Annotated in this window: 9 protein-coding genes and 1 other RNA gene; 5 read left to right on the top strand and 5 right to left on the bottom strand. The window is 29.2% G+C overall.

Annotation, left to right across the window (positions count from 1 at the left end; translation table 11 throughout):
- Positions 1-294: 294 nt before the first annotated feature.
- The gene (locus tag L2Z92_RS17325; RefSeq protein ID WP_236455841.1) at positions 295-777 is read right to left on the bottom strand and encodes a hypothetical protein; all 483 of its coding nucleotides are present in this window, start codon (positions 775-777) and stop codon (positions 295-297) included.
- A 542-nt stretch (positions 778-1,319) separates the two neighbouring features.
- Between L2Z92_RS17325 and cas13b the strand changes: the two genes are divergently transcribed.
- On the top strand, positions 1,320-4,904 hold the full coding sequence (gene cas13b, locus L2Z92_RS17320) for a type VI-B CRISPR-associated RNA-guided ribonuclease Cas13b (RefSeq protein WP_236455840.1): 3,585 nt from the start codon (positions 1,320-1,322) through the stop codon (positions 4,902-4,904).
- Between the two features lie 1,611 nt (positions 4,905-6,515).
- Here cas13b and L2Z92_RS17315 read toward each other — a convergent pair.
- Positions 6,516-7,190: a lysoplasmalogenase gene (locus L2Z92_RS17315; RefSeq protein ID WP_236455838.1), complete on the bottom strand. Its 675-nt coding sequence runs from the start codon at positions 7,188-7,190 to the stop codon at positions 6,516-6,518.
- A gap of 108 nt (positions 7,191-7,298) precedes the next feature.
- Here L2Z92_RS17315 and rnpB point away from each other — a divergent pair.
- Positions 7,299-7,630: RNase P RNA component class A (gene rnpB, locus L2Z92_RS17310), an RNA gene on the top strand.
- Between the two features lie 216 nt (positions 7,631-7,846).
- Positions 7,847-8,047: a hypothetical protein gene (locus tag L2Z92_RS17305; protein ID WP_236455836.1), complete on the top strand. Its 201-nt coding sequence runs from the start codon at positions 7,847-7,849 to the stop codon at positions 8,045-8,047.
- Between the two features lie 211 nt (positions 8,048-8,258).
- Here the strand turns inward: L2Z92_RS17305 and rsmD are convergent, their stop codons facing one another.
- The 3 genes from rsmD to L2Z92_RS17290 are packed head-to-tail and all read right to left on the bottom strand — an operon-like array spanning position 8,259 to position 10,385.
- Entirely contained in the window at positions 8,259-8,831 is a 573-nt protein-coding gene (rsmD, locus tag L2Z92_RS17300; RefSeq protein ID WP_236455835.1) for a 16S rRNA (guanine(966)-N(2))-methyltransferase RsmD, read from the bottom strand.
- A complete protein-coding gene (locus L2Z92_RS17295) occupies positions 8,828-9,640 on the bottom strand; it encodes a DUF3822 family protein (protein ID WP_236455834.1) in 813 nt (270 codons plus the stop codon). The genes rsmD and L2Z92_RS17295 overlap by 4 nt, the downstream gene beginning before the upstream one ends.
- Positions 9,624-10,385: a hypothetical protein gene (locus tag L2Z92_RS17290; protein ID WP_236455833.1), complete on the bottom strand. Its 762-nt coding sequence runs from the start codon at positions 10,383-10,385 to the stop codon at positions 9,624-9,626. The genes L2Z92_RS17295 and L2Z92_RS17290 overlap by 17 nt, the downstream gene beginning before the upstream one ends.
- A 121-nt stretch (positions 10,386-10,506) precedes the next feature.
- Here L2Z92_RS17290 and L2Z92_RS17285 point away from each other — a divergent pair, with 121 nt between their 5' ends.
- Positions 10,507-11,931, top strand: coding sequence for an ATP-dependent DNA helicase (locus tag L2Z92_RS17285; RefSeq protein ID WP_236458874.1), 1,425 nt, complete (start codon positions 10,507-10,509; stop codon positions 11,929-11,931).
- 74 nt (positions 11,932-12,005) lie between these two features.
- Positions 12,006-12,737, top strand: a complete 732-nt coding sequence (gene kdsB, locus L2Z92_RS17280; protein WP_236455832.1) for a 3-deoxy-manno-octulosonate cytidylyltransferase — start codon at positions 12,006-12,008, stop codon at positions 12,735-12,737.
- Positions 12,738-12,744: the final 7 nt, after the last annotated feature.

Below are 12,744 nucleotides of genomic sequence, written 5' to 3'. Positions count from 1 at the left end.
AACCACCCCGTCCTTCGGACACCCCTCCAAAGGAGGGGAATAGTTGGGTGAGTAGGCTATGGAATGCGAACAAAAATAAATTTATAAGAATTAGAGAATTCTAAATTCAAATTTGTTTGTATTGTGCTAACAAATTTGTAAAACACCATTAATAATTAACCATTAACCATTTATAATCAAAAAACATGCATCAAAAAACATGCATTAAAAACAGCGCATAAAAAATCCCAAACAACTAATGAAAGTCTATTTGGGATGAAACAAATTACGCATTTATAATCTGGAATAAAGAATTTATTGTTTTGGAGTAGCAGGACCAGAACCGCCCGAGTTCGGGAAGAATTGTTTTAGCTCTCCTACTTTTTCGGTATAACCAGGAACTTTAGTCGACGATTTGTACTTCGTATAATCATAATCGGTTAGTGCATCTTGGTAATTGTCATAATCGTGTACAATTTTAAAATCACTCAACATACGGGTAATAGTTGCCAAACGATCCAAACGCGTATCTGCAAAAGTACGATCCTGATAATCGGCTTCAAACTCAACCCAATCCACATCGGGAGTGGCTAAAGTGGTTTGGTTTTGCTGAAATTCTCTACACTTGTTAATTAATAATTTATTGATTTCGTTAACGCTACCAAATTTCTGACGGTCTTCTGCCGAAAGGTTTTGCGTTACTGCCGATAAGTTTTCTACAATGGTGTTCAAGGCATTGTCTATCGCTTCTTTCTGTTGCGGAGTAATATGGTATACCCCTAAATTGTTTAATGACATAATTTTATGTGTTTAATGTTTATACATTCAAACTCTTACAAATCACGTGCCAAAACTGCTAAAAAACCTACAATAGACGAGTGTAAGTGTTAAAATACTTTGTTTTTTAGGTTCTTTACCCAAAATTTTAGGTCTATGGGGGTAAAATTTTAGGTTCGAGACCTAAAAGTTTACGTCTACCTACCTAAAATTTTACGTCCACCCACCTAAAATTTTAGGTCTCGAACCTAAAAGTTTACGTCTACCCACCTAAAAGTTTAGGTCTAGGACCTAAAAAACGACTATTTCGAGTAAAAAGGAGCATTTTTTGTTTTTGGCTTTTCCGTTTTTGCTGTAAAAAAGAGCTTCAATACGAAAAACCGTAAGTTAGTATCAAAGTAAAATTTTAGTTTAGCGGTTTCAGGAGCTGCTTTTTTATACTAATTATTGTAAGAGTTTACTATGTTGTATTATGAAATTGCCTTAAATTGTAGCAGGAATAAAACAAACAGCACATAGTAGTAAAAAAAGAAGAGTAAAGATCAATTACAAACGATAAACAGATGGAAGACACACAAGAAAAAAATAAAGTAGGAAATAAACGAACTTTAGCCAACGACCCACAGTATTTTGGAGCTTATCTAAATATGGCAAGACATAACGTTTTTTTGATTATAAATCATTTAACGGAAACATTTAAACATTTAGATTTTCCCCCAATTGAAGATGATGAAAATATTATTGACTCAAATCACATACTAGCTAATATTTTTGATAGCTCGCAAAGATTGTTTGAGGATGAAAGAAATAAAGTTTTTAATTATATAACTAGAAGACATCTATTTCCTTTCTTTAAAATTTTTGTTCAAGATAACCTAGAAACAGAAGATAAAATAAATAAAGAATCAACTGATATTACTATTGATTATGATGGATTACACTTTTTTCTAAAAAAAACTTTTATAGAACTAAATGAATTTAGAAATGCCTATACCCATTATTTAGCTATTGATGATACAGGTAATAGGCTAAATCGAAAACAAAAATTTGACATTCAGTTAAAACCTATTTTTGAATTACTTTTTAAATACGCTCCGCGTTTTTCTTATATCCGAAATGCACAAACACAAAATATTGAAGACTATAACCATATTCTAAAAAAATATCAACTATTTGAAGATTTACAGAAGAATGAATTTACAGAACAAGGTATATTCTTTTTCATAAATCTTTTTTTAGAAAGAAGTTATGCTACTAAGTTTTTAAAAAGGTTTAAAGGCTTTAAAAACGAAACTACTCCACCATTTAGAGCTACTATTCAGGCTTTTACAACATATTCGTTAAGGATACCTGATGTGAGATTAGGTAATGACAACCCTAAGGAATCTTTATTAATGGAAATTTTATCAGAGCTTAATAAATGTCCGAAAGAACTTTTTAATCATCTAACAGATAATGATAAAAAAATATTTGACCCAAAAGTAGCTGGTACTGAATTGGAAAATGTAATATTGAATAGTACAAATTACGAAGATATAAATGATGAAGATTTAGAGAATGCAATAAAAGAATTAACGGCATTAAAAAGACATGATGATCGATTTCCTTATTTTGCTTTGCGATTCTTAGATGAAATGAATATGCTAGAAGACATTCGTTTTCAAGTTACAATAGGAAGGTTGGTTACAAAAAAATATGATAAAACAATTATTGGAAATGAGCAACCTAGAAGAATTATTAAAACCATAAATGCTTATGGTAAATTAAGTGATTTTGAAAATAAAGAGCAAGAAATAGTAAAAATTTTGAAGCGAGATTTTAATGATGAAGAGATTAAATTTGAACAATTTTTTCCTCATTATAATATGAATAATAATAAAATAGCTTTTTATATTTTTGAAAAAGATGAAGAAAAAATAAAATATCCAAATGTTTTTGAAAATAAAAAGGCAGATGCACATTTACAAAACAACCCTACTGGCTTTATTAGTATTCACGATTTACCAAAGCTATTATTATTACGTACAATTGATCCAAACAAAAAATCAGCTGAAAAATTAATAAAAAAATTCATTACTGAAACAAATGTATTGCTCTTTGATAACAGTATTATTGATGATATAAAAAATAAAGTAAGTTATGAACCTGAATCTTTTACCAAAAAAGTTTTTGATAAGAAGAAATTACAAGATAGAAATGGAACTGTTCATTTTGTAACAGCAATAGAAGAGAAAAGATTATTATCAAAATATAATTTATCAAAAGAAAAACTGTATTCGCTTAAAAAAGAAGATTTTAAAAAAATAACAAATAATAAAAAAGAATTAGAAAGTTTTAGCCAAATAAAGTATCATTTTTATATAGCAGAAAGAAGAAAAGAACTTCAAAAACATTTGCCAGAAGGTGTTTTAGTAAATCAGTTGCCCGAAAAATTGCAAGCTTATTTAATGGGAATAAGAGATATAAATGAAGATAAAAAAATTCATATAACTATTAGGCAAATAAAAGAAGATATAAAAAAACTTTTAAAGGTTTCCAGAAAAGAACCAAAAGAGAATGAAAAACCAAAGTTAGGTGAATATGCTACCTATATTACTCGTGATATACTAAATATGCTTATTGATGAGAATGTTAAAGCTAAAATAACACAGCCTTATTTTAATAAATTACAAAATAAAATTGCCTTTTTTAGTATTAATAAAGAAGACATTGTTTCCATTTTAGAAGAGTTAAACATTTTTGATTATAATAAAGGACATGTTTTCTTAAATGAAAAACTTATTTTTGACTCAAATGGAATTATTGATTTTTATCAAAATTACCTTGATGCAAAAATAAAATGGATTACTAATTATCTATTAGTACCAGGAAAGAAAGGTGGATATGCATTAAAAAAACAAAGGATTCCCTATTCATTTAAAAAGTTGAATGAAAAAATTTGTAATTTTAATTATGATAAATGGGTAATTAATAAAACGAAATTACCCGTTAATTTGCCAACTTCATTATTTGATGATTCTTTGAATGTAGTACTAAAAAGACAACTTACTAAAAAAGAAATTTCCTTTTTAAACAATGAAAAATTTTCAGTTCTTTTTCGAAAATATTTAGAAAATGACAGCCAGCCCTTTTATAATTTTATTAGAATTTATAATATAGATAAACAACAAGTCATTTATAAGCCTTTAGATAGATTAACTGATAAGCAGATTAAGTCTAATTATGATAAATTTGTAGCAGCTAATGAAAAACATATACGATTTATACAAACTAAGGATAGAATTTTAAAAATACTTTGTGAAGCTTTGCTAAAAGAAGATCAAAGTATTGGTCTTATTGAAAATATAGAATTGAAAAATATTTTTCCAGATTCTAAGAAAAGTATTTTAGAGCATCAAGCTTCTTTTAGGCATAGAATTGTAAAGAAAGGGAGGGAATTATATTGCACGATTATTGCAGAAGACAGCACAAGACAGAAAGTACAAATTACTTCGTGGGAAGCTTTATCTGAAGAAAAAAAAGAAAATTGGCTCGTTCTCGATACAAAAGAGAAACAAGATGCATTCTTGCAAAAAGTAGCAGAACCAGAAAAACAAATCTATTTAGGGCAAAAGGGTTATCAATGGACAATTAAAGATTTTGGGCGTTTTAAAAGATTTATAAAAGACAAAAGGTTACCTAAATTATTAGATTATTTTGAAGAGAAAGAAATTCCATTTGATTTATTAGAATATCAAATAAAAGAATATGATAGAATTAGAGAGAAAATATTTGATCTTGTTTTTGAATTGGAAAAATCTATAGTTGAAAAAGATTTTGAAGGAATAAAAAAAATAGAATTTGAAGAACGACCAAAAAAGAAAGAAGCATTTAATGAAATCCAATTTAAAATTTATTTGAAATGGTTATTAGAAAATAATTATATTAACGATAAAAGTAATAATGTTTTAAGTTTGGGAAGAAAGAAATTTTCCCATTCTGAATTTCCATTTATACATTCTATAGAAAAAATAACTGAAACAAAAATGGCTGATTTTGAGTACTACAAGCACAAAAAAGAGTATCGAAGCATAGCAGATATTTCTATTGCACAAAACATTTATGAACTATTTGAACAAGAAGTCAATACAATTTTAGAAGAACTTTAGAATTAAAAAACTGCTCCTTGACATACTGAAAACTATACTATAAAGTCATTTTTTTAAACAAGAAAGTGGCTTAATCCCTTTCATTATAAAGCATACAGCAAAGTACGTTGTCACTGCCTTTATTTTGAAAGGTATACACAATGAGTTAGTTCCCGCACCTGAAACTAAACAAGTTGTCACTGCCTTTATTTTGAAAGGTATACACAACCATGTGTTAATTTTAAATTGATGGTAACCGGTTGTCACTGCCTTTATTTTGAAAGGTATACACAACACCTGTGAATTTTGGATATAAAACTGGTTTGTTGTCACTGCCTTTATTTTGAAAGGTATACACAACTACATTGGTGTTTTAGATTATTTACGTACAGTTGCGACTGCCCTTATTTTACTCACGATTTTTATAATTGTTTTTTATAGGAGTTCGTGAATGATTATTTGAAAGGTATACACAACCGATTCTGTTTTCTTTATTTTTTACGGCGAGTTGTAACTGCCCTTATTTTACTCACTACTTTTATAATTGTTTTTTTATAGGAGTTCGTGAATGATTATTTGAAAGGTATACACAACTTGTATTGTTTATAAATTTTTTCCAAAATTAAAAGTTGTAACTGTCCCTATTTTGATGGGAAAACACAACATTAAATTCCACATTCTTGTCATTCTGAAAGGATCCCATTTTGCTCTACATTGCAACCACCCCGTCCTTCGGACACCCCTCCAAAGGAGGGGAATAGTTGGGTGAGTAGGCTACGGAATGCGAACAAAAATAAATTTATAAGAATTAGAGAATTCTAAATTCAATTGGGTTTGTATTGTGCTAACAAAATTGTAAAACAGCATCAATAATTAATCATTGATCATCAATCATTAATAATTAAATTCCACAATCTTGTCATTCTGAAAGGATCCCATTTTGCTCCACATTACAACCACCCCGTCCTTTGGACACCCCTCCAAAGGAGGGGAATAGTTGGGTGAGTAGGCTATGGAATGCTAACAAAAATAAATTTATAAGAATTAGAGAATTTTAAATTCAAATGGGTTTGTATTGTGCTAACAAAATTGTAAAACAGCATTCATTAAAACAACGGATTAAAATCACGTTGTTACAAAATGGGTCGTTCCTATGGAACTCACACGTTTTGGGAATAATCCCTGTTTGCAATTTTAGCAACAACACCATTTATAATTAACCAAAAAAAAAAACATTCATCATAACAAAGGATTAAAATCACGTTGCTACAAAATGAGTCGTTCCTATGGAACTCACACGTTTTGGGAATAATCCCTGTTTGCAATTCCACCAACAAAACCATTTATAATTAATCATCAATAATTAACCATTAATTTTAGAGCCGTAGGTTCGGTATATTATAATTATCTCATTACCACCAAATTCGAATTTGTTTGTATTGCGCAAACAAATTTGTAAAATACCATTTATAATTAATCATTAACAATTTATCATCAAACACCATTCATTAATACCAACGGATTAAAATCACGTTGCTACAAAATGCATCGTTCCTATTTAAATCATACGTTAATAGTTTTTGGTTAGCGGTGAGCATTTTTTCCGCTGTAAGACATTCAAACTTTCCGCTTTTAGAACTTTACGAATTCTTTCTTTAAAATCATTCCTTGTATCAAAAAATATTGAGCCAATACATAGGTAATCATTACAAGTAGTTCCATAAATTTAGAAGGAAATACAAACAAGTGCAGTGCTAAAACAGAATCGGAAACAACAAAAAGCAAAGCACCAAAGAATAGGTTCTTAAAAGCGATGGGTGTAATTGTTTTGCGGGTATTATAGCCCATATAGAGCATGAAACTAATTGTTATAGCATAGAACACCACTGGGATTTTTAGTTCGTTTAAATGCGGAAAAAGTAGGGTTAAAAATAGCATGAGATACACAAGAATAGGGAGCAAGAGTCTATAATTAAGACGAAGCGGTGTATTGGATAGGGTATAAAAACAACGGCTATAAAAAAGATGTGCCAATAGAAAACTCCCCAAACCAAAAAGGAAACCGGAAGGAAGTAATAAAAAAAGATCGCCCAACCAACTTAAAAGCAAGCCTATCATGAAGTTTTTGTCTCGCTCAGTATTGTTTTTCTTTGTTTGGTGGATATAAAAGAGTATCAATAAAGGCAGTAGGAGGGCTTTAGAAAAGAATCTCATGTTTTGGTATTCCAAAGCAATAAAAAGTAGGTCTAAGGCAAAGAAAAGAAGTAAAAAGACGATTATATGTTTTGATGTTGAAATAGTAGGCACAGTTGATTTATTTTGGAGTACCTAAAAGTAAGAAAAAAAAGAATTAATGTTGTCATTATAAATGCCAATTGTGCTATTGCATAAGGAAAGTTAAATAACTACTTTTGCAACGCAGACCGCCTTATCGTCGTTTCGATTAATCGGAAGGGAGGAAAGTCCGGACACCAAAGAGTAGTATAATGGGTAACACCCATCACTTGCTTCGGCAAGGAGGACAAGTGCAACAGAAAGTATGTACAGGTAATGCTGTAGTGAAACCAGGTAAACTCTATGCGGTGAAATGTCAAGTATATCAACAATTCTAGCTTCGGTTAGATAAGGGCGACTCGTTCGATGTTGAAGGGTAGACAGCTTGAGTTTTACAGTAATGTAAAATCTAGATAAATGATAAGGGTCGCGCTTGCGCGATACAGAATCCGGCTTATAGGTCTGCTTTTTTTAATCTACAGTTTTTCTATAAATATGTTATTTATAGGTTAAATAATTAATTTTCATTGATTTAAATTCTAAAAATTCTTACTTTTGGAATAGTTCGTTATTGAATAATTGTTTTTATAAATCTAGTTTTTAGAGCATTGGTTTTAGCAATTTCTACACAATAAGGAATACAAAAAATGCGCTTTTACTGATTAATGAAAATAAATAAATAGCTATATATGAAAATTCAAGAATTAAAAATTGATGTAATAAAGAAGATTTTAGCGATAGATTCTGCTGAAATAATTGAGAAAATTTCAGAATTTATCAATGATACTACTGAAAATGATTATTCAAATCCTCCATTTTTTGACGATGATGCAGAAGAAACTCAGAAAGGAATTGAGACTATTTTGAAAATGGTGAGTGAATTTAAATAATATTTTAAGGTTTAATTTTAGCTCGTTTTTAAATCTATTGGGAATATATTATTAACGTGTTGGTTAAACACTATATTTAGAACAAAAAAAAGTTTTAATTGATGTCAAAATCAGTTAAAACTTTTTTTATGCTTATACCATCTATCATTTGAATTTTCTATCATGAAAAAATCATCTTTTCTCTTATTGTAAACTCAAATAACAAGGGGTATTATATTTCTTCCTCTTCTTCGGTTTCTTCTTCTATTTCATATTGAAAAAAGGAAAATGTTGTGCCACCGTAATGTTTGGAAAATGAAAAATTGATTACCTGGTCTAATTTTGTGTGTTTGGAATGTTCTATAATTAGCATTCCTTCTTCATCGAGTATATTGTTTTGAAATGATTGTGTTGCAATTTTTTCAAAATTTTCTTGAGATAAATCATAAGGTGGATCTGCAAAAATAATATCAAATGTAGTATTGCATCTTTCCAAATAGGAAAACGCATCCGATTTAATAGGAGTAATGTCTAATTCTAATTCTGTAGCTGTTTTTCTTATGAAGCTAATGCAACCATAATCTGCATCTACTGCAATAACTCTTGTATTTCCTCTAGAACCAAACTCATAGCCAATATTTCCTGTTCCTGCAAATAATTCCAGAACATTTAAGTCACTGAAATTGAAATGATTATTGATAATATTGAAGAGTGCTTCTTTAGCCATATCTGTTGTTGGTCTAACAGGTAGTTTTTTTGGAGCTACAATTCTTCTTCCTTTGTGTTTTCCTGAAATTATTCTCATGAATGAAATAATATAAAATTATGGCGTATTTCTACGTCTGTTTTCCCAAAAGTATTAGTCCATTTTTGAGTATCTAACACACTACAATGTCTAATAAATTTATAAGCAATTTTAAAATATGAATTGTCTTTATCAATTATACCTAATAAATGTGTTGCAATAGTTTCTGGACTTAATTGCAATTGTTCATAGGTGAATAATAGATAATATATAAAATCTTCAGGAGTTGCATATTCAAAAGAATTGAATAATAACAATTGTTGATTCTTTACTGCTATAATTTGAAAATAATTCTTTTGAAAATGAACAAAAACCTGTTTGTCATCATTACCAATAGAATAATCTAAAATCTTTGTTACTAAAATGGTATTCACATTTTTGTAGTCGAAACTACCGAATTGATCTATTAAAAAATTATTAATGTTTACATAGGGTACATATACATTATTTATAAAATAATTTTCTATTTTATCATAATTAAACAAGTCGGTATTAAATACTTTGACATTGTATTGGAGGTAGCTGCCTAGAAATTCTGGATCGAATAGTGAATTTGGGACAAAAGTGTTTAAGTTATTATCGTGTAAAACAACAATTTCGTCGTAGGTATTTGCAAGGATAGAATTATCTAAAAAAGTTTTCCATAATTGCTCTTCAATTACTTTGTTTCTTGAAAACTCTGTAGTATTGAATGCAATTATTTTTTGTGTAATTAAATCGAAAACACAAAAAGAAAGTCCATTCAGAGAAACCTGAATGGACAACTTTTTATAATTTTTTTGTGTAATATCGTTATTCGTTACTACCATATCTTTTTGGCCAGTTTCCTGTTAAAGTTATTTCTACTAAAGAACCTAAAGTAATTTCTGGTCCATTAATTTCATTAATATCTTCTACTTTGTTTTCCTGAGCTAATAATTCTTCATCTAAACCAACAAGTAATGCATTCTTATCTATAATTGCTTGAAAAACTGGTAATTTTGTTTCATTTCTGATAACAAAACTTGTTTTCATTGTTACAGGTACTTCAACTCCTTTATATTTAACTATATCTAAAGATTTGTATCTGTCGTTATTTTTAAATAAAGAATCTCTAACGCTTACATATCCAATAGTGTCTTTAACAACAATATCTTTAAAATAACCACCAGTTCCAGTTGCATCTGTTACAATATTATATGCTTGATTTTTTGTAGCATCAATAACAGAAGTATCTCTTCTTGTTACAATTGCAAATTTTTCAGAATCAATAAAGTTTACAAGCTTATCGAAAGTGTCTGCATACTCACCGTGAATGGCTTTGTATCCTAATTGTGCTTTTTTAAGATCAATCATTTTTTGAACTGCAGCTTTGTAACGCTCGTCTTTTGCTTTTTCAAATTCAATAGGTCTCATTACAGAACTATAAATTAAATAAGCTAAGAAAGCTGTTGCTGCCCATAAAATCACAGATACTATAATTCTAGCACCACTAGGCAAAAATTTATCAATAAGTTTAACTAGACCTATAGCAACAAGGCAAGTTATGATTACATAAAGGATTAATAGTAACATTTATATTAGTTTTTTAGTTAAAATGGTACGCAAATCTACAATTTTTTTTTCTACTCAAAAGAAAATCTTTAAAAAATCATCAGTATATTTGAAAAAATCTCCAAGACAATTTATAAAAATAATGACTTCTGCACTGTTTTACAAAACGTTACGCAATAATTTCCCTTTTAATCCGACTCTAAAACAAGATATTTTTTTTCAAAAAGTAGCCGATTTCATCTTAAATAATGAAAAAGATGAAATTTTTATTTTGAAAGGATATGCCGGAACTGGAAAAACAACTATAATTTCAACTTTAGTAAACCACCTACAAACGGTGGATAAAAAATATGTTCTATTAGCTCCTACAGGTCGTGCTGCAAAGGTGATTAGCAATTATGCTCAAAAGCCTGCTTTTACAATACACAAAAGGATTTATTTTCCTAAAAAAAACAAATCGGGTGCCGTTTCATTTAAATTGCAACCCAATAAGTTTAAAGACACTATTTTTATTGTTGATGAATCTTCAATGATATCAGATACTTCTCAGGATTCTAAAATGTATCAAAATGGATCGCTTTTAGACGATTTAATTTTCTATGTTGATGCGGGAAAGAATTGCAAGATCATTTTTATAGGAGATACTGCACAGCTTCCACCAGTGAATTTAGAGGTTAGTCCTGCTTTAGATGCAGATATGCTGTCTTTACATTTTAATAAAGAAGTGAAGCAAATTGAGTTAGACGAGGTTATGCGACAAGCGGTTGAATCTGGAATTCTTTTCAATGCAACGGAACTTCGAGAGTTATTGAAATCGTACTTTTTTGATAGTTTTAAATTTCAATTGAATACTTTTAAGGATATTGTTCGTTTGATTGATGGTTATGAGATTCAAGATGCTATTTATGAATCTTTTGAAAAAAATGGAGAAGAGGAAACGGCTTTTATTGTGCGTTCTAACAAAAGAGCCAATCAATACAATCAACAAATTAGAACGAAGATTTTAGGTAGAGAAGGTGAACTTTCCAGCGGTGATTTATTGATGGTGGTTAAAAATAATTATTTTTGGTTGCAAGAGGAATCTGAGGCTGGTTTTATTGCAAATGGTGATATTATTGAAGTTTTAAAGATTGTTAATATTCAACAATTCTATGGTTTCAAATTTGCAAATGTGGTTGTTAGAATGATCGATTATCCAAATCAACCTTCTTTTGAAACAGTATTGCTTTTAGACACTATAACGAGTGAGTCTCCTTCATTAACTTATGATGAATCGAACACACTGTATCAGGAAGTTATGAAAGATTATGAAGAGGAAACACAGCAATATAAGAAGTTTTTAAAAGTGAAAAATAACCCTCATTTTAATGCTTTGCAAGTGAAGTTTTCTTATGCAATTACGTGTCATAAATCGCAAGGTGGACAATGGAATACTGTTTTTATTGAGCAACCTTATTTACCAAACGGTATCGATAAAGAGTATTTGCGATGGTTATATACTGCAATGACAAGGGCTAAAGAAAAATTATATTTGATTGGTTTTAAAGATGAATATTTTGAAAATTAAGCTTAGAAGTTATTTAAAATTATAATTATTTTTTTAAAATAAAATGTATTTTTGACGTGCATAAAAAATCACAAATGAAAATAATAGCTGTAATTCCTGCTCGATATGCTTCCACTCGTTTTCCTGCAAAATTAATGCAAGATTTAGGTGGAAAAACAGTAATTTTAAGAACCTATGAAGCAGCTGTAAATACAAATTTGTTTGCAGATGTATTTGTTGTTACCGATTCTGAACTTATTTATAATGAGATAATTACAAATAATGGAAAGGCCATTATGAGTATAAAAGAACATGAAAGTGGTAGTGATAGAATTGCTGAAGCAGTTGAAAATTTAGAGGTTGATATTGTTATAAATGTGCAAGGTGATGAGCCTTTTATTAACACTGAACCACTGCAAAAAGTGATTGAAATTTTCGAAAATGATCTGGACAAAAAAGTAGATTTAGCGTCTTTAATGTATGAAATAAAAGACAAAAAAGAGATTGAAAATCCAAATAATGTTAAAGTAATTGTAGATCAACAAAATTTCGCACTCTATTTTTCACGTTCCGTAATTCCATATCCTAGAGAAGAAAATGTAGGTGTTCGCTATATGAAACATATTGGAATTTATGCCTTTAGAAAAGAAGCATTATTAGATTTTTATCGTTTACCAATGTTGGCATTAGAAGCATCTGAGAAATTAGAACAATTGCGCTATTTAGAATATGGAAAGCGCATAAAAATGGTAGAAACCACTCATGCAAGTATAGGTATTGATACTCTTGAAGATTTAGAAAAAGCAAGACAAATTATTAGTAATTAGATATTTA

This window comes from Flavobacterium jumunjinense (assembly GCF_021650975.2).
Taxonomy (GTDB): domain Bacteria; phylum Bacteroidota; class Bacteroidia; order Flavobacteriales; family Flavobacteriaceae; genus Flavobacterium; species Flavobacterium jumunjinense.
The sequence above is the reverse complement of the archived record's forward strand: the minus strand, read 5'-3'. Positions and strand labels throughout refer to the sequence as shown.

Coding starts and splice junctions, on each gene's coding strand:
- L2Z92_RS17325 (WP_236455841.1), bottom strand. CDS start 777: ATGTCATTAAACAATTTAGGGGTATACCATATTACTCCGCAACAGAAA.
- cas13b (WP_236455840.1), top strand. CDS start 1,320: ATGGAAGACACACAAGAAAAAAATAAAGTAGGAAATAAACGAACTTTA.
- L2Z92_RS17305 (WP_236455836.1), top strand. CDS start 7,847: ATGAAAATTCAAGAATTAAAAATTGATGTAATAAAGAAGATTTTAGCG.
- rsmD (WP_236455835.1), bottom strand. CDS start 8,831: ATGAGAATAATTTCAGGAAAACACAAAGGAAGAAGAATTGTAGCTCCA.
- L2Z92_RS17295 (WP_236455834.1), bottom strand. CDS start 9,640: ATGGTAGTAACGAATAACGATATTACACAAAAAAATTATAAAAAGTTG.
- L2Z92_RS17290 (WP_236455833.1), bottom strand. CDS start 10,385: ATGTTACTATTAATCCTTTATGTAATCATAACTTGCCTTGTTGCTATA.
- L2Z92_RS17285 (WP_236458874.1), top strand. CDS start 10,507: ATGACTTCTGCACTGTTTTACAAAACGTTACGCAATAATTTCCCTTTT.
- kdsB (WP_236455832.1), top strand. CDS start 12,006: ATGAAAATAATAGCTGTAATTCCTGCTCGATATGCTTCCACTCGTTTT.